The 21,839-nt window shown below is 76.0% G+C and carries 18 protein-coding genes and 1 rRNA gene; 15 read left to right on the top strand and 4 right to left on the bottom strand.

The genetic code is table 11. The features are described 5' to 3' along the window. The 3 genes from rrf to CLV72_RS30915 form a co-directional block, all read left to right on the top strand. Positions 1 to 94, top strand: a 5S ribosomal RNA gene (rrf, locus tag CLV72_RS34050); the annotation flags it as partial. Between the two features lie 1,322 nt (positions 95 to 1,416). Continuing rightward, complete coding sequence (locus CLV72_RS31960; protein WP_146159647.1) at positions 1,417 to 2,235, top strand: hypothetical protein; 819 nt, start codon at positions 1,417 to 1,419, stop codon at positions 2,233 to 2,235. Between the two features lie 1,041 nt (positions 2,236 to 3,276). Further along, complete coding sequence (locus CLV72_RS30915; protein ID WP_106253748.1) at positions 3,277 to 3,615, top strand: nuclear transport factor 2 family protein; 339 nt, start codon at positions 3,277 to 3,279, stop codon at positions 3,613 to 3,615. A gap of 95 nt (positions 3,616 to 3,710) precedes the next feature. Here the strand turns inward: CLV72_RS30915 and CLV72_RS30910 are convergent, their stop codons facing one another. Beyond that, positions 3,711 to 4,715 (bottom strand): NAD-dependent epimerase/dehydratase family protein, encoded by a 1,005-nt coding sequence (locus tag CLV72_RS30910; RefSeq protein ID WP_106253747.1) that lies wholly within the window; start codon positions 4,713 to 4,715, stop codon positions 3,711 to 3,713. Between the two features lie 88 nt (positions 4,716 to 4,803). Further along, positions 4,804 to 5,787 carry an MBL fold metallo-hydrolase gene (locus CLV72_RS30905; RefSeq protein WP_245930543.1) on the bottom strand — a complete coding sequence of 328 codons (984 nt, stop codon included), beginning with the start codon at positions 5,785 to 5,787 and terminating at the stop codon, positions 4,804 to 4,806. A gap of 139 nt (positions 5,788 to 5,926) precedes the next feature. Here CLV72_RS30905 and CLV72_RS30900 point away from each other — a divergent pair, with 139 nt between their 5' ends. Then, positions 5,927 to 6,427: a single-stranded DNA-binding protein gene (locus tag CLV72_RS30900; protein WP_106253746.1), complete on the top strand. Its 501-nt coding sequence runs from the start codon at positions 5,927 to 5,929 to the stop codon at positions 6,425 to 6,427. A gap of 3 nt (positions 6,428 to 6,430) precedes the next feature. Here CLV72_RS30900 and CLV72_RS30895 read toward each other — a convergent pair whose 3' ends face one another. Further along, positions 6,431 to 7,828, bottom strand: a complete 1,398-nt coding sequence (locus tag CLV72_RS30895; protein ID WP_245930542.1) for a DUF1015 domain-containing protein — start codon at positions 7,826 to 7,828, stop codon at positions 6,431 to 6,433. Between the two features lie 69 nt (positions 7,829 to 7,897). Between CLV72_RS30895 and CLV72_RS30890 the strand changes: the two genes are divergently transcribed. Together CLV72_RS30890 and CLV72_RS30885 are read left to right on the top strand one after the other, a co-directional pair. Continuing rightward, entirely contained in the window at positions 7,898 to 8,935 is a 1,038-nt protein-coding gene (locus CLV72_RS30890) for an HAD-IIA family hydrolase (RefSeq protein WP_211303187.1), read from the top strand. A 191-nt stretch (positions 8,936 to 9,126) separates the two neighbouring features. Further along, on the top strand, positions 9,127 to 11,310 hold the full coding sequence (locus CLV72_RS30885) for a WD40 repeat domain-containing serine/threonine protein kinase (protein ID WP_281262454.1): 2,184 nt from the start codon (positions 9,127 to 9,129) through the stop codon (positions 11,308 to 11,310). A gap of 78 nt (positions 11,311 to 11,388) precedes the next feature. On the opposite strand, the gene CLV72_RS30880 is transcribed toward CLV72_RS30885, so the two are convergent. Next, complete coding sequence (locus tag CLV72_RS30880) at positions 11,389 to 11,742, bottom strand: SCP2 sterol-binding domain-containing protein (protein WP_106253744.1); 354 nt, start codon at positions 11,740 to 11,742, stop codon at positions 11,389 to 11,391. Positions 11,743 to 12,264: 522 nt separating this feature from the next. Here CLV72_RS30880 and CLV72_RS30875 point away from each other — a divergent pair. The 9 genes from CLV72_RS30875 (at position 12,265) to murJ (ending at position 21,837) form a co-directional block, all read left to right on the top strand. Then, positions 12,265 to 12,840: a hypothetical protein gene (locus CLV72_RS30875; protein ID WP_106253743.1), complete on the top strand. Its 576-nt coding sequence runs from the start codon at positions 12,265 to 12,267 to the stop codon at positions 12,838 to 12,840. Beyond that, a complete protein-coding gene (locus CLV72_RS30870; RefSeq protein ID WP_106253742.1) occupies positions 12,837 to 13,088 on the top strand; it encodes a hypothetical protein in 252 nt (83 codons plus the stop codon). The genes CLV72_RS30875 and CLV72_RS30870 overlap by 4 nt, the downstream gene beginning before the upstream one ends. Positions 13,089 to 13,093: 5 nt before the next feature. Beyond that, positions 13,094 to 13,906, top strand: coding sequence for a TlyA family RNA methyltransferase (locus CLV72_RS30865; protein WP_106253741.1), 813 nt, complete (start codon positions 13,094 to 13,096; stop codon positions 13,904 to 13,906). 127 nt (positions 13,907 to 14,033) lie between these two features. Continuing rightward, positions 14,034 to 14,999, top strand: coding sequence for an NAD kinase (locus tag CLV72_RS30860; RefSeq protein ID WP_245930541.1), 966 nt, complete (start codon positions 14,034 to 14,036; stop codon positions 14,997 to 14,999). Positions 15,000 to 15,004: 5 nt separating this feature from the next. Beyond that, a complete protein-coding gene (recN, locus tag CLV72_RS30855) occupies positions 15,005 to 16,750 on the top strand; it encodes a DNA repair protein RecN (protein WP_106253739.1) in 1,746 nt (581 codons plus the stop codon). Between the two features lie 311 nt (positions 16,751 to 17,061). Then, on the top strand, positions 17,062 to 18,258 hold the full coding sequence (gene steA, locus CLV72_RS30850; protein WP_106253756.1) for a putative cytokinetic ring protein SteA: 1,197 nt from the start codon (positions 17,062 to 17,064) through the stop codon (positions 18,256 to 18,258). Continuing rightward, positions 18,255 to 19,250 carry a copper transporter gene (locus CLV72_RS30845; RefSeq protein ID WP_170141186.1) on the top strand — a complete coding sequence of 332 codons (996 nt, stop codon included), beginning with the start codon at positions 18,255 to 18,257 and terminating at the stop codon, positions 19,248 to 19,250. Before steA ends, CLV72_RS30845 begins: the two co-directional genes overlap by 4 nt. Next, positions 19,247 to 20,215, top strand: coding sequence for a hypothetical protein (locus tag CLV72_RS30840; RefSeq protein ID WP_106253737.1), 969 nt, complete (start codon positions 19,247 to 19,249; stop codon positions 20,213 to 20,215). The genes CLV72_RS30845 and CLV72_RS30840 overlap by 4 nt, the downstream gene beginning before the upstream one ends. After that, positions 20,212 to 21,837 carry a murein biosynthesis integral membrane protein MurJ gene (gene murJ, locus CLV72_RS33525; RefSeq protein ID WP_245930540.1) on the top strand — a complete coding sequence of 542 codons (1,626 nt, stop codon included), beginning with the start codon at positions 20,212 to 20,214 and terminating at the stop codon, positions 21,835 to 21,837. The genes CLV72_RS30840 and murJ overlap by 4 nt, the downstream gene beginning before the upstream one ends. Positions 21,838 to 21,839: the final 2 nt, after the last annotated feature.

The raw sequence follows: 21,839 nt of genomic DNA, 5'->3' as shown, positions 1-21,839 counted from the left end.
ACACCCGGTCACGTTCCGATCCCGGTCAGTTAAGCCTGCCAGCGCCGATGGTACTGCCCCCGAAGGGGGGTGGGAGAGCAGGACACCGCCGAACATTCTTAATATGTCTGGGCCATTTCATTCCTGGCTCTACCGGAAACGGTGCGGCCGGGAATGGAATGGCCCAAGACGTGTGTTGACGATCATGTAGGTACTTCTCAATAGCGGCCGATCCGGTGGGGCGAGAGCCCGCCGCGCTCCGCACCGTTCGGGTGCGATGAGCCTGCGATCGGACCTGGTTGGACGGTGGGATAGACGATGAGTGAAGACAACAGGTCTGGTTCGCGCGGCGGTGGCGGCCGGGGCTTCTCCGGTCCCCGCGGCGGCGGTGACGCACGCCGGTCCGGCCAGGGCGGCGGCCGCGGTGGTTTCGGCCGCTCGGGCGGTCGGCCGAGTTCCGGTGGGCCGCGACGGGGCGACGGCGAGCGCCGGCCCTACAACTCCGACGACCGGCGCGGCGGCGCCCGCGGTTCCGAAGGCCGCTCCGACCGCTTCAAGCCGGGTGGCGACGACCGCCGTGGCGGCCGTCCGGGCTCGTCCTCATCCGCCCCAGGATCCTCCGGCTCCGGCTACCGGCGCGACGACCGGGGACGTGACGACAGCCGTGGCGGCGGCCGTTTCGGTGCGGCCCGCAAGGACCGCACGGACCGTCCGCGCTGGACCGACCGCGACCGCGAGGAGCGCGGCCGCCCGGCCGGAAACCGGGAGCGCTGGAGCTCTGACCGGTCCCGTGGCGACCGCCCCGCTTCCGACCGCCCTTACTCGGCCGGCGCGGGCCGTGGACGCCCGGGCGAGCGGCCGGACCGGGACGGCGGCCGGGGCGGGTACCGCCAGGACGACCGACGCGGTTTCCAGGGACGCGACGACCGCCGCGGACCGCGCAGGGAAGACGTCGCGGACCGTGGTGAGCGCGGCGACCGGTGGCAGCGGGACGACCGGGGCCCGGCGCGCTCGGACCGCCCGTACTCCGGGAGCGGCCGTGACAATGACCGCCCGCGCGGCTTCAGGCCGTCGGCCGACCGTTCGAACCCCCGCCCGCGCCAGGACGGCGGCCGGGGATTCCGGCAGGACCGCCAGGGCGGCGACGACCGCTACCGGCGCGACGAGGGATTCGGCGGTGGCCGGCAGGACCGCGGCCCCCGCGACGGCGGCGAGCGCTTCTCGCGGCCGGAGCGCGGCCCCTCGGACCGCGGCGGCCAGGGCCGTCCGGACCGGCGGCCCGACCGCGATGGCGGCCGTGACGGCGGGCGCGAGCGCCGTCCGTACGGTGAGCGTCCGGCGCGCGACGACGCCGCGCCCCGGGACCGCTCCGGCGGCGCGCCGCAGCGCGGCGAGCGGCGCGGCCGCGAGGACCGTCCCGCGCGGGGCGGCAACAGTGTGCACCAGCGCGGCCGCTACAGCGAGGGCCGCACCCAGCGCGGCGCCCGCTCGGCCGACGTGCCGGCGCCGGAGCTGCCCGACGACGTGACGCCCGGCCAGCTCGACCCGGCCGCGCGGGAGCAGCTGATGTCGCTGCCGAGGTCGCTGGCGGACGTGATCGCGCGGCACCTCGTCATGACCGACCGGCTGTTCGAGGAGGACCCCGAGCGCGCCTACCTGCACGCGCGGTACGCGCAGAAGAAGGCGTCGCGCGTGGGCGCGGTGCGTGAGGCCGCCGGGGTGGCGGCCTACCGGATCGGCAAGTGGTCCGAGGCGCTGGCCGAGCTGCGGGCGGCCCGCAGGATCACCGGCGACGACGGCTACCTGGCCGTGATGGCCGACTGCGAGCGTGGCCTGGGTCGGCCGGAGCGGGCGCTGGAGCTGGTCCGCTCGTCCGAGGGCGAGCGGCTGGACCGGGCCGAGCAGATCGAGCTGCGGATCGTCGCCTCGGGCGCGCGCCGCGACCTCGGCGAGTTCGACGCGGCCGTCCTCGAACTGCAGGACGAGGTGCGCGGCCGAGCCGACAAGCCGTGGTCGGCGCGGCTGTTCTACGCCTACGCCGACGCCCTGCTGGCGGCGGGCCGCGAGGATGAGGCGCGCGACTGGTTCGCGCGCTCCTCGGCCGCCGACGAGGAGGGCGAGACCGACGCCGATGAGCGCCTGGCCGAACTGGAGGGCCTGGAGCTGGTCGACGTCGACGAGGACGTGGTCTGGAGCGACGCCGAGGAGCGGGAGCCGGGCGAGGCGCCCGGCCCCGGCGGCCCTGCCCGCGACTGAGCGGCCGGTCCGAGCCGGGGCGAGCGGAACACCGCCCGCCCCGGCTTCGCCGTTCCCGGGGTGCGCGCACCGGGCTCCCCGTCGCCTGGCGGCAGGGCGAACGGCCCTCGGAGGCGTCGGCCCGGCCGCTTCCGAGACACGGAACGCACCGAGCACTCCCTTTCGTCGGCGCGGAGTTCGGCGTCTCAGGTCCTTTCCAGGCATCGCTCCCGTCAAGGCACCGCGCCGACCCGCAGCCCCCAGGGGCCGGTCGGTATGGGCCGCCCGGCTCCGCCCCACACCGCCGACAGTGCCGCTCCCGCGCCAAGCTCGCGGACGGGGGCCGTTGACCGCGGTCCGTAGGATAGAGCTGGATACCGAGAACCAGGTGCTTCGCCTCTGCCTTGCGTATCCGGCGGAAGGCTCAGCCCTCGCGGGGGCGGCTGCCATCAGCCGGATCCGTCGGCCGGCCCGACCACGGCCGGAACTCCGTGATGCCCCCGTAGACCTTGCCCGAGTTCCGCAAGGTTCATCCGAACAGGCCAGGCGGCTTCGCCGCCCCGGTTCGTCGGCGGCCGTCGGGCGGGGAAACCCCCCGATTTCCATTCTTCCAGGTCGGACGCTTGTGCGGCGGTGTGCGGCGGCGGTTGTGGACGACGGAGTGGATCAGGATGTGTTCGTCCACAGGCAGGGTGGGCTTGTCTTGTTCGGAGCCGGAGCCGGAGCCGGAGCCGGAGCCGGAGCCGGAGCCGGAGCCGGAGCCGGAGCCGGAGCCGGAGCCGGAGCCGAGGTTGGGGCGGGACAGGGACGGAGCCGGGGACGGGTCGGGGCTGGGGCGGTGGCGGGGCGCGGGGCGGATGAAGCTGGCCGGGTGCTCTTGGCGGCGGTGATGGCGGAGTGGAGCACGGCCTTAAGGCTGCGGCCGGTTCCCCTCCTGGCTTTGGCCTGAGGTCTAGGGAGCGGAGGGAGGCGCCCCTTGGTGCGGTGCGCGGTCCCGCTGGATCGTCGGGGCCCGGCGGTAGCGTGGCGGCGTACGCCACCGTCCGACGAAGGGATCCCGTGATGTCCGGTGAGCCGGTGGAGGTCGTCGAGGCGGCGTTCCGGTACTACAGGTCGCAGGACCGCGACGCGGCACTGCCGCTCTACGCCGACGACTTCTCGTTCACCAGTCCGCGGGACGACCATATCGACAGGGACGCCTTCTTCGAGCGGTGCTTCCCCACCGCCGACCGCTTCACGGAGCAGCGCATGCTGCGCATCACGCCCGCGGACGGCGGTCTGGTCTTCGCCTACTACGAGTACGAACTCGCCACGGGCGGCCGCTACCGCAATGTCGAGGCGATCACCGTCCGCGACGGGCTCATCCGCGAGGTGCGGGTCTACTTCGGCGGACCGGTGTGAGGCGCCGGTAGCGTGCGGGGGCCCGGGCATACCAGCCGGCCCCCGCACGGCTCCGGACGCGGTGAGCGGGTGCGGGCGGCGCCGTCCGGCTCCGCTCAGGAGGCGGCGGCCAGCAGTGCCGCCTCCTGGTCGGGGGAGAGGCACGCGGTGCCGCGGACGGCGGCCGGGACCGGGCGGTCGCCGATGGCGCGCAGCCAGGCCCAGGTGTCGGCGACGGTACGGGAGACGGGGCGGCAGCGCAGGCCCGCGGCGAGGGCGCGGCCGACGTCGTTGCGGTGCAGGAAGCGGTACTCGTGGTCCTCAGGGACCCACAGCGGGAGGTCGGTCCACGGCTCGACCCCGGCGGCCAGCACCGCCTCGGCCGGGACCCAGCGCAGCCGGGCGCCGGAGCCGGTGGCCTCGACGCACGCGTCCAGCACCTCGCCCATGGTGGCGATTCCGGCGGGGCCCACGGCGTTGTAGGTGCCCGCCAGGCCGCGCTCGGCCGCGTCGAGCAGCCACTCCGCGAGGTCGCGCACGTCGATGAACTGGAGCGGGAGTCCAGCGGGGCCGGGCGCGGGCACGTCGCCGCCGCGTGCGATCCGCTGCAGCCACCACGGCAGCCGCCAGACGTCCTCCCAGGGGCCGACCAGCAGCCCCGAGCGGGCGATCAGTACGCGCTCGGCGCCGAACTCGCGCAGCACGGCGGCCTCGGCACCCGCCTTGGCCTGCGCGTAGGGCACGTCGGGGCCGTCGTCGGGGGAGGCGGGCACGGTGGGCGCGGTCTCGGGCACCCAGCCCGCCAGCGGCTGCGCGTAGACCGAGCAGCTGGACACGTACACGTAGCGGCCCGCCCGGCCGGCCAGGGCGCGGGCGCTGTCGCGCACGGCGGCGGGCGCGCCCGACCAGGTGTCGGCCACCAGGTCCCACTCGCGTCCGGCGAGCGCGCCGAGATCGGACATGCGGTCGCCGCGCAGCCGCTCGACCTCGGGGTCGTCGTCCGTGCCGGGCAGATGGGTGCGGCCGCGGTTGAAGACGGTGACCGGCCAGCCGCGGGCGCGCGCCGCCCGCACCAGGGCGCGGCCGGCGAACCTGCCGCCGCCGAGTACCAGAGTTCTCATGCGGGCCACTGTGCACCCCGCCATGGCCCGGCGGGCGGCTGTTCGCTGTGGGAGTGTCTGCTGTGAGCAGATCGGCGCGGCCGCGCCGCTAGGCGGGCGGGGTGCGGTCCTGCCCGCGCTCCTGCTCCAGCCGGTCCAGCCAGTGCATGATGCCGGTCACATTGCCCTCGACGCCCGCGAGGGTGTCGATGGTGACGTCGTCGCCGGTGTCGGGCAGCGGCCGGTAGCGCTCGTCGACCTTCTCCCTGACCATCGCGACCGCGTGGTCGAGGTCGCCGGCGCGCTGCCCGCGCGCCTCGCGCACCAGGTCGACCCAGACCCTCAGCTCCTCGGCCGAGCGGTCCAGCGTGTCGGGGACGGCGTCCACCGGCCCGTAGTGGGCGAACAGCAGCCGCTGCGGGGCGAGCGCGTGGAAGAGCCGCAGCGAGGCCAGCGAGGCGTCCAGGTCGAAGTCGGGCGGTGGGGTGGCCGGGCGGACCTCGCCGGTGGCGGGCAGGTATACGCCCACGGCGTCGCCGACGTAGAGGTCGCCGGTGTGGGAGTCGATCAGGCCGACGTGGTGCTTGGCGTGGCCCGGAGAGTAGTGGCTGGACAGGGAGCGGCCGCCGCCGAGGTCGACCTCGCCGGTCTCGTCCACGGCCCTGATCCTGGCGGCCTCGGTGGGCAGCATCTCGCCGAACAGCAGCTCCATCCGGTCGCCCCAGACCGTGCGCGCGCTGCGCATCAGCCGCGAGGGGTCGGCGAGGTGCCGGGCGCCCTTCTGGTGCACCACGATCTCGGCGGACGGGAACATCGCGGCCAGGTCGCCGACGCCGCCGGCGTGGTCGAGGTGGATGTGGGTGACCACGATGGTGGCGAGGTCGCCCGGGCCGATGCCGAGCGCGTGCAGGGAGTCGCGCACCACCGGCGCCGAGGTCGAGGTGCCCGTCTCCACCAGGCAGGGGCGGTCGGACCTGATCAGGTAGCCGGCGGTGATGCCGTCGTACCCGGCCAGGCGGGTGTCGATCTCGTAGACCTCGCCGCCCAGCGGCGTGACGGTGTCGGGCAGGCCGGCGGGCGAGTAGTTGTCCACAGGTGGCGCCTCCGGGGCTCGGTTATCCACAGAACGCGGTTCGAGGCTGCCACAACGTGGCCGCCGCAGTCCATCGTGGACACGTCAGCACGCCGGACTCGCCGTCCGCCGCGTCCACCAGGTCAGAAGGGAACACGCCATGACCCGGCAGCCACCCGCCACGCCGTCCGCCGCCCGCGACCGCGCCGAGGCGCCGCGGCCCTCCGTGCCCGCCCCGCCGCCACCCTCCGCGCCGCGCCCCGGCCCGGGCTCCGCCGCCCGGGCGGCGGCCAACGGGGAGGAGCCGATCGCGCACCGCAACGAACTCGTGCTCGTCGGACGGCTCACCACCGACCCCGGCCGGCGCGAGCTGCCCAGCGGCGACCAGCTCACCACCTGGCGCCTGTCGGTCCGGCGGGCGTCGGGCGCCCCCGGCCGCCCCAACCGCTACGACTCCGTCACCTGCGTCACCTTCGACCCCGTGCTCGGCGCCAAGGTGTGCGAGTGGCGGATGGGCGACGAGGTGCGGGTCGAGGGCGCGCTGCGCCGCAGGTTCTGGCGGAGCGTGAGCGCACGCGTCAGCGTGCACGAGGTCGAGGTCGCCGGTGTCGAGCGGCTGCGCGCCGCGCCGGTCCCGAGGGCGGCGCGGCGTGCGGCCTAGCGGCTAGTCGATCAGCCGGATCACCAGTCCGGACCGGGGCTTGGGCCCGAACGACGTCGACTTGCGCGGCGTGCGCTCCCCGGCGGCGGCCACCTCCCGCACGGCCGCCACCGTGAGGGCGGGCAGCACCACCGCGGTGCCGCCCAGCCGCCGCGCGGTGCGCAGCGCCGTTGACGCGTCGTCGTGCACCAGGCGCACCGCCCGGTCGGCGCCGGGCACCGCCCGCCCGGAGTCGCCGCCCGGCGCCTCCGCCAGATGCCAGACCCGAGGGAGCAGCAGATGGTCCAGTACGGCGGTCTCCAGCCGGCGCCAGCGCGCCGACCGGCCGGCCACCCCGTCGGCCTCGTACGCGGCGCGCAGCACGAGCGGGTCGGGGCCGGTCGCCAGGTAGGCGGCGGCGCCGTCGGCGAGCAGGAAGGCCGGGCCCTGCCCGGCGGCGGCCGCCAGGGCGGCCAGCGCCCGCTCGGGATCGGCGCCGATCCGCTTCACCTGGCACACCCGCGCCGCCTCGGCGGCGGCGCGGTCGGGCGGCAGGCCGGGCAGCACCCGGTGGATCGCGCCGAGCAGCGGCGGGTGGGCGGTGGAGTCCACCAGCAGCGCCAGCCCCCGGTCCCACGGGCCGGGCCCGTGGCCCGCGGCGCGGTGGGCGCGGCGCACGATCCGGTAGGCGGCGTAGCGGTGGTGGCCGTCGGCGAGCAGGGCGCGCCGCCGGGCCAGGTCCTCGGCGACCGCCGCCAGCCGGGCGGGCTCGGTGAGCCGCCAGATCCGGTGCACGGCCCCGTCCGGGGTGTCGGCGCGCAGCAGCGGCGGCAGCGTGTCGGCCGTCTCGTCGGTCAGCCGGCTGGCGGCCCCGCGCCGCCCGCCGCTGCCGCCGTCGTACAGCAGGTAGATGGGTTCGAGGTTGCTGCCGGTCGCCGCGATCAGCCGGGCGCGGTCGGCCACCGGCTCCGGCGACACCTCCTCGTGCGGCAGCACCGCGGGGCCGTCGCGGTCGCCGATGCCCAGCGCGCCGATCAGCCCGCGCTGCCGCAGCCCGCCGTGCGGCCCGGGCAGCACCTGCTCGTAGACGTAGAGCGCCGGCTCGTCGTCGCGTACCAGCACCGCGTCGCCGGTCCAGCGCCGCAGCAGCCGCATCGCGGCGGCGTAGCGCTGGGCGGGATCGGAGGCGCGCGGCAGGATGAGCCGCACCGCGTTGTACGGATCGCGTTCGCGCAGTTGGGCCGGGTCGTCCACCAGGTCGTAGGGCGGGGTGGTGACCGCGCCGAGGTCGCTCACGTGCTCGGCGGCGTAGCGCAGGCCCCGGAAGGGGGCGAGGGTGAGCCGCCCGTCCTCAGCTCCGCCGTCGTGCACCTGTGCGCCCATCCCGCCCTCGTCGTCGCGGGCCGCCGCGGCCCCGTTCACGGTACGGCACGGCGGCGCGCCGAAGGTCACCGGCGCGCGTCCCGTCCGCCGAGGCGGTTGAATCAGAGGGTGACCGAACACGCGACCGCCACCGCCCGACCGGTTCCCGGCGGCGCCGACCAGGCGCTGACCGGCCGCTATGACGCTGCGCTCCTGGACCTCGACGGTGTCGTGTACATCGGCCCGCACGCGGTCCCGGCCGCCCCGCCGGCCATCTCCCGGGCCCGGGAGGCCGGCATGCGTGTGGCCTTCGTCACCAACAACGCGTCCCGGCCGCCCGCCACGGTCGCCGAGCACCTCACCGCGCTGGGGGTGCCCGCCCAGGCGTCCGACGTGGTCACCTCGGCCCAGGCGGCGGCGCGCCTGATCGCCGAGCGCTTCCCGCCCGGCTCCCCGGTGCTGGTGGTGGGCGACATGGGGCTGCGCCTCGCCCTGCGCGCGCACCGGCTCAGACCCGTCACGGCGGCGGCGGACCGCCCGGTCGCCGTGGTGCAGGGCTACTCGCCCCGCACCACCTACCAGGTGATCAGCGAGGCCGTCGCCGCGGTGCACACCGGCGCGCTGTTCGTGGCCACCAACACCGACCTCACCGCGCCCAGCCCGCGCGGCCTGATGCCGGGCAACGGCGCACTGTGCCGGCTGATCACCGAGGCGACGGGCCGGCAACCCGTGGTCGCGGGCAAGCCGCAGCGGCCGCTGCACCGCGAGGGCATGCTGCGCACCCGGGCCAGCCGCCCGCTGGTCGTCGGCGACCGCCTCGACACCGACATCGAGGGGGCGCACAACGGCTCCGCCGACAGCCTCCTGGTGCTGTCGGGGGTCGCCACCCCGCTCCAGGCGGTGCTGGCGCCCCCCAACCGCCGCCCCACCTACCTCGGCCGCGACCTCGGCGCGCTCAACGAACCGCATCCGGTGCCCGAGCCGGTCGCGGGCGGCCGCGTCTGCGGCGGCTGGACGGCGACGGTCGACGGCGCGGCACCCGCGCTGCGCGGCGCCGGCGACCCCCTCGACGGTTTGCGCGCGCTGTGCGCGGCGGTGTGGGAGTCCGGGACGGAGGTCGACCCCACCGCCGCGGCCCGGGTGGTGGGCGCGCTCGCACTGCCGTAGCCTCGTCTTGCCGGTGCGGTCCGCGCGTGCGCGGACCGGCCCCCACCGCCGGCGACCCGGCCGATGACCGGCCGGTATAGGACGTTCTGCACGTTACGCTGCGACTACCCGCTATCGTCGGAGATCCGTTGCGGACAGGCGGTCTTCGGCGCCATGCGAGCGCGCCCCCGGCCGCCCTGAGGGGATGGGCAGTGGAGCCGCTTTCGACAGGGGACCCAGAGTACGTCGGTCGCTACCGCCTGATCAGCCGGATCGGATCCGGTGGGATGGGCCGGGTGTACCTGGGGCGGTCGCCCGGGCGCCGGCTGGTCGCGGTCAAGGTGATCCGGTCGGAGTACGCCGACGATCCGGAGTTCCGGCGGCGCTTCGGCCGCGAGGTCGCCTCCGCCCAGTCGGTCAGCGGTGCCTTCACCGCCCCGGTCATCGACGCCGGCCCCGACGACGCGCTGCCGTGGCTGGTGACCACCTATGTCGCGGGCCCGTCGCTGCAGGCGGCCGTCGAGCGGCACGGCCCGTTCCCCGCGCCGTCGGTGTGGGTGCTGGCGGTCGCGCTCGCCGAGGCGCTCGGCTCGATCCACCGCGCCGGTGTGATCCACCGCGACCTCAAGCCCGCGAACGTGCTGCTGGCCCCCGACGGCCCGCGCGTGATCGACTTCGGCATCGCGCACGCCGCCGACACCTCGGCCGCCACCCGCACCGGCATCACCGGCACCCCCGGCTACATGGCGCCCGAGCAGATCGACGGCCAGCAGGCCACCGCGAAGTCCGACGTGTTCGCGCTGGGCGCCGTGCTCTCCTACGCCAGCACCGGCGAGCCCCCGTTCGGCGACGACGCGCCGACGGCGGTGCTGATGCGCGTGCTGCGCGAGCAGCCGCGTCTGTACGGGGTGCCGCTCGAACTGCGGGCGCTGCTGCTGGCCTGCATGGAGAAGGAACCCGACCGCCGGCCCGGGCCCGACGACATCCTTCGCGAGGCCGGCGACTCCGGGCCCGGCAACGGGCCGTGGCTGCCCGAACCGGTCCGCACGATGATCACCCAGTTCGAGCAGAAGGCCGGCGAGGTCAGCGGCGACGGCGCGGCGCCCGCCGCCGCGGCGGCCGAGTCGGGCGGCGGTCCCGGCACCTCGGGACCCCACACCCCGCCCGTCCAGACCGGGCCGCACGCGAAGGGCACGCCCACCGGCCCGCCCGGGCCGACGCCTCCGCCGCGCCCCGGCGGCGTACCGCAGCGCGCCATGGCGCTGCCCACCTCGCCGCAGGGCCCCTACGCTCCGGCGCCGGCGGGCGGCTACTCCGGGTATCCGCCGCAGCGGCAGCGGGCGGGCGTGTCGAACGCGGCCGTGCTCACGCTCGGTGTGATCGGGGTCGTCCTGGTGCTGTTCATCGGCGCCGTCACCGTCGTCGCGCTGAGCAGCGACCGCGAGAGCGGCTCGGGCGGCTCAGGCGGTTCGGGCTGGACCGGCGGCGGGGGCAGCGGAGGCGGAGCCGGCGGCGGCCAGCCCTTCGCCGGGCACGGCGGTCCCGTGCAGGACATCGCCGTCTCGCCCGACGGCGGCACCGCCGCCAGCATCGGCGACGACGCCACCGCGATCGTGTGGGACGCCGCCACCGGCGAGCAGATCACCTCGTTCAGCGTCGGCACCGGGAGCTACTACTCGGTCTCCATCTCCGACGGCGGCGGCGTGATCGCGGTGGGCAACGGCGCCAGCGAGGTCGGGGTCTGGGACGTCGAGAGCGGCGAGCAGATCGACAGCTTCACCTACCCGGGGTCCACGGTGCACACCGTCGCGCTGTCGCCGGACGGCACGATGCTCGCGGCCGGCGGCACCGGCACCGGCAACGGGCTGGAGACCGACGTGCCGGTGTGGGACGTCGAGAGCGGCCGGCAGGTGGCGACCCTGCGCGGGCACAGCGACTGGGTGCGCGAACTCGACTTCTCCGCCGAGGGCAATGCCATCGCGACCATCAGCGACGACACCACCGCCGGGGTGTGGGACCCGGAGACCGGCGACCGCATCGCGACCCTCGACGCCGACACCTCCGCGTGGCTGTACTCGGTGGACATCTCCGCCGACGGCAGCCGGGTGGTCAGCGCCGCCGAGTACGGCGACCTGTTCGTGTGGGACGTGGCGGCCGAGGAGCAGGTCAGCGAGATCTCCTACCAGGGCAACCTCATCGAGGGGGTCGCCATCTCCGCCGACGGCTCGACCGTCGCGGTCGCCGACGACGCCGGGGTCACCACCTACGACGCCGAGAGCGGCACGCAGCAGGACAACTACAGCGGTGCCGCCAACACGGTGGTCTTCTCGCCCGACGGCGGCACGCTGCTCAGCGGCGGAGACGACAACACCGTGCGGAGATGGGACGTGCAGTAGCGGCGGGCCGCACCGGCCCGGCCCCGAGGGCCGGGCCGCCCGGGCCCCGGGCGGCCCGCGCGGGGGCGGCCGGGCCGGTCACAGGATTTTGCGCAGCCGCATCAGGTCGCCGAAGCTCGCCTCCAGCTTGATGCGGCCCTTCATCCACGCTCCGGCGAAGTCGAGCCGGTCGGCGGCGAGGGCGACCAGGTCGTCGCTGCTCACCGTGATGCGCACCTGGGCGGACCGGCCGCCGTCGGTGCCGGGCGGCAGCGCGCTGACGCCGCCCAGCCCCTCGGGGCTCAGCCGCGCCAGGAAGACCGTGTCGAGATCGGGGACCCGGACGCTGACGGACCGGTCGACCAGGTGCCGCCTGCGCGAGTCGGCGTCCAGGTCGCTGATCTTGGCAGCGACGGTCTCCAGCGCTGTGCGGCACTCCTCGATGGTGGCCACGGACCCGTCCTCCTCGTCGGTACGTCACGGCACGGCCGTCGGACCGGCCGCCTCCATCATCGCGGGTCGCGCCGGGTGGCCCGCACATCGAGGGGGGGCCGCTCGTCGGGCCCGGGCCCGGCGGATCCCGGCGGGCGCGTCAAATCCGCCGTCCACAGCTTCGCCCCCGGCAGAGCGCCATCCACAACCGGCCGGTAACCCTCGTGCCGGCCCGGCCGATCCCGGAAGAATGGGTATTGGGGTCGCCCCCCTGGGCGGGCGGGGGGTGTCCGGGGGCGCATGCTGCGGGTGGCGCGGTGGTCGTCGGCCGACGGGCGGGCGGGTGAGGGGGCGAGGGCGGGCGCGGGACGCGCGGGTGTGGGCGGGGGATTCGCCCGGGCCGTCTGGGCAGCGGGTAGCGTTCTGGTACGGAGCCGGGGCCGTGGTGGCCGCGGCGCCGCGGCCTGTGCGCCCGGCCGCTCGATCCGCACGACCGCCGAAGGGGCGCCGGCCGGCGACCATCGGCCGAGAGGAGGGGCACCCATGGTGTTCGACGCGATCCGGACCTATGCCGAGGCGGTCCAGGAGATGACCGAGGCGCCGCGCCGCCGGGTGCGCGAGCGCATCAGCGCCCTGGCCGACGAGGTCGCCACCCAGGGCAAGGCCAATACCGAGCCGCTGCGGCAGCTGGTGGCCGGCGAGTTCGAGCGGCTGGTCGACCGGCTCGACCTGGTCCGCAGGGAGGACTACGAGCGCCTGGTGCGCCGGGTGGCCGAACTGGAGCGCCGCCAGGCGAGCCAGGCGGCCGCCACCCGTGCCCTGGCCGAGTCCGAGCCCGCCGCCGCCAAGGCGGCCACGGCCGCCGAAGTCGTCCCGGAGCCCTCCGCGGCCGCCCAGGCGGCCGCCGCCGCGCCCACCACCCGCCGCAAGACCGCCAGGACGGCCGAGGCGGCCGACGAGGGAGCCGCGGCGCAGGGCGCCGACGCGGCCAAGCCCGCCGCGCGGCGCAGCCGCGCCACCGGCACCCGCCGGGCCTCCGCCGGCACCGGCGCCGCCAAGGCCAAGCGCGCCCCGTCCACCCGCACCAAGCGCACCGAAGCCACGGAGAACGACGAGTGAGCATCCCGCCGCGCCCTGGATCCCCCGCCGGGGCGGTGCCCGCACCGCCGCGCCCGCCGGCGCCCGGCGCCGAGCAGGCCGCCGGTGCCGGCGCCGAAGCGCTGGTGGCCGAGGCCGTCGACCGCCTCGCCGAGCTGGACGACCTGCCCGTCGAGCGGCACACCGAGGTCTTCGACCACGTCCACCGCGCCCTGGCGTCGGCGCTGGAGAGCCTGGACCCCGGCCGCCCGGCCGGACGGCCGGGCTGAGGCCGATGCCCCGCAGAAGCCGCCTCGACGCGGAACTGGTGCGGCGCGGCCTGGCGCGCTCGCGCACCCAGGCGGCGCAGCTGATCGGCGACGGCCGGGTGCTGGTGGCCGGCAGCCGCGCGGTCAAGGCCGCCAGCCAGGTCGGCACCGACCAGCCCATCGTGGTCTCAGCCGACGCCGGCGGCGAGCCCGACTACGTCTCGCGCGGCGGCCGCAAACTGGCCGGCGCGCTGACGGCCTTCGCCCCCCGCGGCCTGGCCGTCACCGGCCGCCGCTGCCTGGACGCGGGCGCCTCCACCGGCGGCTTCACCGACGTGCTGCTGCGCGCGGGCGCCGCCTGCGTCGTCGCGGTCGACGTCGGCTACGGCCAGCTCGCCTGGCGGCTGCGCACCGACGAGCGCGTCGCGGTGCTCGAACGGGTGAACGTGCGCGAGCTGCGGCCCGAGCAGCTCGACGGCCCGCCGCCCGACCTGGTGGTGGCCGACCTCTCCTTCATCTCGCTGACCCTCGTCCTGCCGGCCCTGCTGCGCTGCGCGGCGCCCGGCGCCGACTTCGTGCTCATGGTCAAACCGCAGTTCGAGGTGGGCCGCGAGCTGGTCGGCGCGGGCGGGGTGGTGCGCGACCCCGCCGCCCGCGCGCTGGCGGTGCGGCGGGTCGCCGACGCCGCCCTGGCGCTGGGCGCCGGCGTGGTCGACATCACCGCCAGCCCGCTGCCCGGCCCCTCGGGCAATGTCGAGTACTTCGTCTGGTTCTCCCGCGAGGCCGGCCCGCTCGACCCCGAGCGCCTGGACCGCGCCATCGCGGAGGGGCCGCGGTGACCGCGCCCCGCCGGACCCCCGCCGCCCGCCGGGCCGCGGGGCGAGTGAGCAGGAAGCGAGGCCGGACGAGACCGTGACCACGACAGTGCCGTGCCCGCCGCCGCCCCCGCCCGGAACACCGCGGACCGTGCTGCTGATCTCCCACACCGGGCGCCGCGCCGCGCTGCGCAGCGCCCAGCTGGTGATCGACCACCTCACCGCGGCCGGGATGACGGTCCGGCTGCCCGAGGAGGAGGCCGAGGAGCTGAAGGCCGCCGGCGTCGACCTCGGCGGGCTGGAGATCGTGCCGCACGTCCCGGAGTCCGCCCAGGGGGTCGAGCTGGCCATGGTGCTCGGCGGCGACGGCACCCTGCTGCGGGCCGCCGAGCTGACCCGCCCGGTGGGGGCGCCGCTGCTCGGGGTGAACCTCGGGCACGTCGGCTTCCTGGCCGAGGCCGAGCGCGAGGACCTCACCGCCACCGTCGCCGCCGTGGTGGCCCGCAAGTACATGGTCGAGGAGCGGATGACCCTCGACGTGGTCGTGCGGCACAACGGCGGCGTGGTCGCCCGCACCTGGGCGCTGAACGAGGCGTCGGTGGAGAAGGCCGCCCGCGAGCGGATGCTGGAGGTCGTGCTGGAGATCGACGGCCGCCCGGTGTCGCGCTGGGCCGGTGACGGTGTGGTGTGCGCCACTCCCACCGGCTCCACCGCCTACGCCTTCTCGGCCGGCGGCCCGGTGGTGTGGCCCGAGGTGGCGGCGCTGCTGGTGGTGCCGCTCAGCGCGCACGCCCTGTTCGCCCGCCCGCTGATCACCTCGCCCGACTCCGCGGTGGCCGTGGAGGTCCTCGCGCACACCCAGGACGGTGTGCTGTGGTGCGACGGCCGGCGTACCGTCGGACTGCCGCCCGGCGCGCGCATCGAGGTGCGCCGCGGCACGGTGCCCGTCCGCTTGGCCCGTCTGCACCGAGCGCCCTTCTCCGACCGACTGGTTGCTAAATTCGGACTCCCCGTCGTGGGCTGGCGCGGAAGGGCGCGGCCCGACGACGACGCGGATGACGAGTCCGGCCGAGGCCCGGGCGACGACGGCGCGACGCACGCCAGAGAGGTCTTGTAGATCCAGTGCTTGAGGAAGTCCGAATCCAGGGGCTCGGCGTGATCGACGACGCCGTGCTCGAACTGTCGTCGGGGTTCACCGTGGTCACCGGCGAGACCGGGGCCGGAAAGACGATGGTCGTCACCGGACTCGGCCTGCTGTTCGGCGGCCGGGCCGACCCCGCCCGCGTGCGCCCCGGAGCCGAGCGCGCCACCGTCGAGGGCCGGTTGTCCGTCGACCCCAGCGGCAAGGTCGCCGCCAGGATCGAGGAGGCCGGCGCCGAACTCGACGACGCCACCCTCATCGTCAGCCGCAGCGTCTCGGCCGAAGGCCGGTCCCGCGCCCACGTCGGCGGCCGCTCGGTCCCCGTCGGGCTGCTGGCCTACCTCGCCGACGAGCTGGTCGCCGTGCACGGCCAGTCCGACCAGCAGCGCTTCCTCCAGCTGGGCCGGCAGCGCGAGGCGCTGGACCGCTACGCGGGCGGCGAGCTGGCCGCCGTGCTGGGCAGCTACGGCACGGTCTACCGCAGGCACGCCGAGGCGCGCGCCCGGCTGGAGGAGATCACCACCCGCGCCCGCGAGCGCGCGCAGGAGGCCGACCTGCTCCGCTTCGGCCTGGAGGAGATCGAGCGCGCCGACCCCAAGCCGGGCGAGGACCAGGCGCTGGCCGAGGAGGACGAGCGCCTGGCCAATGCCGAGGACCTGCGGCTGGCCGCCGGCAACGCCCACGAGGCGCTGGCCGGCGACCCCGCGGGCGATGTCGTCGCCGACGTGGCCGGGCTGCTCGCCGCCGCCCGCGGCGCCCTGGAGGCGGTGCGCGGGCACGATCCCGCGCTGGCCGCGCAGGCCGACCGGCTGGCCGAGGCCGGCTACCTGGTGGCCGACGTCGCCGCCGAACTGGCCTCCTACGCCGAGGGCATCGAGGCCGACCCCGCCCGCCTCGCGCTCGTGCAGGAGCGCCGGGCGCTGCTGAACCAGCTCGTCCGCAAGTACGCCGCGCCCACCCCCGAGGGGGAGGGCGGGGTGGAGGGCGTCCTCGCCTGGGCGCGCGAGAGCGCGGCCCGGCTGGCCGAGCTCGACGGCGACGACGAGCGGATCGAGGAGCTGACCGCCGAGGTCGCCGAGCTGGAGGGCTCCGTCGCCGAGCTGGCCGACCGCCTCACCGCGATCCGCGCCGCCGCCGCCGAGCGCTTCGGCGCCGAGGTCACCGCCGAGCTGGCCGCCCTCGCCATGCCGCACGCCCGGGTCGCCGTGCGGGTGCAGCCCGCCGCCGGCTACGGCCCGCACGGCCGCGACGAGGTCGAAGTGCTGCTCGCCGCGCACCCCGGGGCGCCTGAGCTGCCGCTGCACAAGGGCGCCTCCGGCGGCGAGCTGTCGCGGGTCATGCTGGCCATCGAGGTGGTCTTCGCCGGGGCCGACCCGGTGCCCACCTTCGTCTTCGACGAGGTCGACGCCGGAGTCGGCGGCAAGGCGGCGGTGGAGATCGGCCGCCGGCTGGCCCGGCTGGCCGACGCCGCGCAGGTGATCGTCGTCACCCACCTGCCGCAGGTGGCGGCCTTCGCCGACGCGCACCTGGTGGTGGAGAAGTCGCAGGCCGGCACAGTCACCGCCAGCGGGGTGACCCGGCTCGACCACGCCGGGCGCCAGCGCGAACTGGCCCGGATGCTGGCCGGTCTGGAGGACTCCGAGTACGGCCGCGCCCACGCCGAGGAACTGCTCGCCAACGCCGCCGCCGACCGCGCGGCCCGCCGCGGCAGGCGCGCCGCACGGTGACCGCGAGGCCGGAACCGGCCGCCGCGCCGCCGCGGGCGGCCGCCGGGTCCGGCCGGGTGCGGGTAGGCTCCCAGCAGCCGTCACACCGCCGCGCAGGCCGCGGCCGGGACGGTCTCAAGATCGGCGGATCCGCCCGAAAAGGATCCGGCCTGTACCCGAAGCGTTAACCTTGGGGGCGCGGCCCGCGCTCCGGAGCCTTCGGGGCGGGGGATGCGAGATGCCCTGTACCTCGATCGCCGCCGAGCGTCACAACACGCCGTGACCTGGCGTGTCCCGAACGTAGAGGCGGTGACTCTGGCAAGATGCAACTGATGAAGGTTCCCTCGATCAAAGTGCCGAAACTCCGCCGGACCAAGGCAGCGGAAGCGCCCGGGGTCTCGGCGGTCGCGCGCCTGGACCGGAGGACCAAGAACCTCACCAAGCGCCTCAGGCCGGGCGAGATCGCCGTCATCGACCACGTCGACATCGACCGGGTCAGCGCCGAGGCCCTGGTGGGCTGCGGCGTCAGCGCGGTGCTGAACGTCGCGAGCAGCATCAGCGGCCGCTACCCCAACCTCGGCCCGCAGCTACTGGTGGAGGCGGGCATCCCGCTGCTGGACCAGGTCGACCCCGCCGTCTGGGACAAGGTCGCCGAGGGCGACACCCTGCGCATCGACGGCGGCATGGTCTACGCGGGCGACTCCGTCGTCGCCAAGGGCACCCCGCTGGACGCCGAGTCCGTCGACGCCGCCATGGCCGAGGCCAAGGCGGGCCTGTCCGTCCAGCTCGAGGCCTTCGCCGCGAACACGATGGAGTACCTCAAGCGCGAGCGCGAGCTGCTCATCGACGGCATCGGCGTGCCCGACATCAAGACCCGGCTGGAGGGCCGCCACGTCCTGGTCGTGGTCCGCGGCTACCACTACCGCGAGGACATCGCTGCGCTGCGCCCCTACATCAGGGAGTACCGGCCGGTCATGATCGCGGTCGACGGCGGCGGAGACGCGCTGCTGGAGGCCGGCTACACCCCCCACATCATCGTCGGCGACTTCGACTCCGTCTCCGACAAGGCGCTGAACTGCGGTGCCGAGCTGGTGGTGCACGCCTACCGCGACGGCCGCGCGCCCGGACTGCAGCGGCTGGTCGACCTCGGCCACGAGGCCATCGTCTTCCCGGCCACCGGCACCAGCGAGGACGTCGCGATGCTGCTGGCCGACCACGCCGGCGCCAGCCTGATCGTCGCGGTCGGAACCCACGCCACCCTGGTGGAGTTCCTCGACAAGGGCCGCTCCGGCATGGCCAGCACCTTCCTGACCCGCCTGCGCCTGGGCAGCAAGCTGGTCGACGCCAAGGGCGTGAGCCGGCTGTACCGCAGCCGCATCTCGCCCTGGGCGCTGCTGCTGCTGGTGCTGGCCGCGCTGCTCACCATCTACGTGGCCATCGGCAGCTCGCCCACCGGCCAGATCTACCAGAACTTCCTCGCGACCCGCTGGGACGCGTTCACCTATTGGCTGACCGGACTATTCCCGTGATCGATTTCCGCTATCACCTCGTCTCCATCGTGGCCGTCTTCCTGGCCCTGACGATCGGCATCGTGGTCGGCACGAGCCTGCTCCAGGACCCCCTGCTGGACAAGCTGAACGCCGACACCACCGCCCTGCGCCAGGAGAGCGAGGACCTGCGCGACGCCTACCAGACGGAGGAGGACCTCAACGTCGGCGCCGGCGAGCTGGTCGACGCGCACGCCGCCGAGATCACCGAGAACCTGCTCTCCGGCTCCAGCGTCGTCCTGGTCGAGGCGCCCGGTGTCAGCACCGAGCTGCGCGACGCGCTGGCCGCCCGCATCGGCGCGGCCGGCGGCACCGTCACCGGCCGGGTGTCCTTCACCGAGAGCTACATCGACGAGAACGAGTTCACCGTCCTGGACGAGCTGGTCACCCAGATCGTGCCCGAAGGGCTCACCCTGCCCGACGGCGGCGTGTACGAGCGGGCGGGCGCCGAGGTCGGCTACGCGGTGATGACCCCCGACGCCGAGGACGAGCGCACCGAGTCCGACCAGCAGACCGCCCAGTCCATGCTGGCCAGCCTGGAGAGCGCCGGCTTCGTGCAGCTCGACGGCGACCCCGTGCAGGGCGCGGAGCTCGCGGTGCTGCTGGCCCCCGAGGAGCCCTTCGCCGAGCCCGTCACCGAGACCGCCACCGGCGCCTTCGTGGCGCTGGCCCAGCAGCTCGACGCGGCCGGGGTGGGCGCGCTGGTCGTCGACGGCCCGGGCGGCCCGTTGCCCGAGAGCCTGGTCGCCGCGGTGCGGGCCGAGGGGGCGGAGGTCTCCACCTTCGACGCCGCCCGCGGCCCGGCCGGGCAGGTCGCCACCATCCTCGCGCTGGCCACCGTCGCCTCCGGCACCGACGGCCAGTACGGCATCGGGCCCGACAGCGACGGATTCGTCCCCGACCCGCTTCCCGAACCGGTACCCTCGGCCGAACCGGAAGCGCAGGAATCGGCGGACGAGGGGAACGGCAATTGACCACGGCAGCTGACAGGCCCGGCGCGGTCCGGGCCACCCGGCGCGGCGGCCCGGTCCGCCGCGCCGCCGGTTTCGGGCTCGGCGCCCTCGCCGCCCGCCTCGCCTTCGGCGCACTGCGCTCCCGCCCGCCCGGCGGCGACGAGCTGTGGTCGCGCACCAACTTCCGCGACGAGCGGCTGACCCTGCTGGAGGGCCCGGCAGTCGCCATCGGCGCCAGCGCGGGCGCCGCGCTCTCCCCGCGGGTGCCGGCCCGGCTGCGGGCCGCCGCCCTGGTGGCGGGCCTGGGCGCCGGCGGCTTCGGCGGCTACGACGACCTGGCGGGCTCCGGCAAGTCGCGCGGCTTCAAGGGGCACCTCGGCGCGCTGGCGCGCGGCGAGGTCACCACCGGCGCGGTCAAGATCCTGGGCATCGGCGCCACCGGGCTGGCCGCCGCCGCGCTGGTGAACCGCCGCCCGATCGACATCGCCATCAACGGGCCGCTCATCGCCGGCTGCGCCAACCTGATGAACCTCTTCGACCTGCGCCCCGGCCGGGCCGCCAAGGTCGCCCTACTCGCCGGCGCCCCGGCCGCGCTGGCCCCCGGCGAAGGGGGAGCGGTGGCCGCGCCCGCCCTGGGCGCCACCGCCGCGCTGCTCCCCGACGACCTCGGCGAGCGCTCCATGATGGGCGACGCGGGCGCCAACGCGCTCGGCGCGCTGCTGGGCGTGGCCGCCGCCGCGTCGCTGCCCCGCACCGGGCGGCTGGCGCTGCTGGGCGGCGTGGTGGGCCTCACCGCGGCCAGCGAGGTCGTCAGCTTCACCAAGGTCATCGCGCGCACCCCGCCGCTGCGCTGGCTGGACGAGCTCGGCCGCCGCCCCGCCCCCGCACCCCAGGCCGCCGCCGCGGCCGAGCCGGTTCCGTCGCCGCCCGCCCCCGCCGGGGCCGACGGCGACGGCGCGAAGCCGGTGGACGCCTCCAGCCGGTGAGCCGCCTCGACCAGCGGCGCCTGTTCGCGGGCGTCGCGGGCGCCGCCGTGCTCATCGGCGTGATTACCCTCGTCGCCCGCGTCGCCGGCTTCGGCCGCACCTTCGCCTTCTCCCAGACCGTCGGCACCACCTGCCTGGGCACCGCCTACTTCACCGCCAACGGCGTGCCCAACATCGTCTTCGAGATCGTCGTCAACGGCGCGCTGGCCGGCATGGTGGTGCCGGTGCTCGCTGCCGAGGTGCAGCGCGGCGACCGCGAGCACGTCAGGCAGACCACCGCCGCCCTGCTCACCTGGGTGGCGCTGGCCACCGTGCCGCTCACCCTGCTGGTCGCCCTCGCGGCCGGGCCGCTGATGTCGCTGCTCATCGGCCCGACCGCCGGCTGCGACGCCGAGGCGACGATCGCGCTGGCCGCCCGGATGCTGGTGGTTTTCGCGCCGCAGGTGCTCATCTACGGCTTCGCCGCCGTGCTGTACGGGGTGCTGCAGGCGCACCGGCACTTCTTCGCGCCGGCGCTCGCGCCGCTGCTGTCCAGCCTGATCGTGATCGGCGCCTACTTCGCCTTCATGCCGCTGGGCGACGGCTACCAGCACGACGTCTCCGGGCTGCCCAAGGCCGCCGAACTGACCCTCTCGCTGGGCACCACGATCGGGGTGTTCGCGCTGCTGGTGACCGCGCTGGTGCCGAGCCTGCGGCTCGGGCTGAGCTGGCGCCCCACCCTGCGCTTCCCGCCCGGCACCGGCCGCAGGGTCCGCGCGCTGGCGCTGGCCAGCCTCTTCCCGCTGGTCGCCCAGCAGCTGAGCCTGCTGGTGGTGATCATGCTGTCCAACTGGGTCGGCGGCGGAGGGGCGCTGCCCGTCTACAACATCGCCTGGGGGCTGTTCAACCTGCCCTACGCGGTGCTGGCGCTGCCGATCGCCACCAGCGCCTTCCCCGAGCTGTCGGCTCGGGCCAGCAACGGCGAGCACGACAGCTTCGACACCACCCTGGCGCAGAGCGTCCGCACCGTGGTGCTGGTCGGCGCGGGCGGGGCGGCGGCGCTGGCCGCGGCCGCGGTGCCGCTGGGACGGGTCTTCGGCGCCGGGGAGGCGGCGCAGGCCGAGATGGCGCGCGCCCTGGTCACCTTCGCCCCCGGCCTGATCGGCTTCGGGCTGATCGCGCTGGTCGGCCGGGCGCTGTACGCCTCCGGGCACGGCCGCGCCTCGGCGGTGTGGCAGGTCGCCGGCTGGCTGACCGTCATCGCCGCCGATGTGGCGCTGGTGCTGGCGGCGCCGCCGGGCTGGACGGTTCCCGCGCTGGGCGCCGGCAACACCATCGGCCTCACCCTGGGCGCGGTGGCGCTGATGCTGGTGCTGGTCCGGGCGCGGGGGCGGGCGGCCGTGGCCGGCCTGGCCCGCACGCTGGTCGCGGGAGTGCTGGGGGCCGCGGCGGGATATGCGTCGGGGCGGCTGGTGGCCATTACTCTTGATTCGGCGCACGAATGGGTCAGCGCCGGGCTCGCGGTCGGCAGCGGACTGCTCGCGCTGGTCGTGTTCGCCGCGGTCGCCGCCGCCGTCGACGGCCGCGCGCTGCGCGCCGCCCTGCGCGGGCGCCGCGCCCGGGCCGTCCAGGACGAACGATGAGG

Source organism: Allonocardiopsis opalescens (genome assembly GCF_003002095.1).
GTDB classification, from domain to species: Bacteria; Actinomycetota; Actinomycetes; order Streptosporangiales; family Streptosporangiaceae; genus Allonocardiopsis; species Allonocardiopsis opalescens.
The sequence above is the reverse complement of the archived record's forward strand: the minus strand, read 5'-3'. Positions and strand labels throughout refer to the sequence as shown.

What these genes read in the sequence shown, in the direction of transcription:
- CLV72_RS30915 (WP_106253748.1), top strand. Translation starts at nt 3,277, where the DNA reads ATGTCCGGTGAGCCGGTGGAGGTCGTCGAGGCGGCGTTCCGGTACTAC.
- CLV72_RS30910 (WP_106253747.1), bottom strand. Translation starts at nt 4,715, where the DNA reads ATGAGAACTCTGGTACTCGGCGGCGGCAGGTTCGCCGGCCGCGCCCTG.
- CLV72_RS30900 (WP_106253746.1), top strand. Translation starts at nt 5,927, where the DNA reads ATGACCCGGCAGCCACCCGCCACGCCGTCCGCCGCCCGCGACCGCGCC.
- CLV72_RS30875 (WP_106253743.1), top strand. Translation starts at nt 12,265, where the DNA reads ATGGTGTTCGACGCGATCCGGACCTATGCCGAGGCGGTCCAGGAGATG.
- CLV72_RS30865 (WP_106253741.1), top strand. Translation starts at nt 13,094, where the DNA reads ATGCCCCGCAGAAGCCGCCTCGACGCGGAACTGGTGCGGCGCGGCCTG.
- steA (WP_106253756.1), top strand. Translation starts at nt 17,062, where the DNA reads ATGAAGGTTCCCTCGATCAAAGTGCCGAAACTCCGCCGGACCAAGGCA.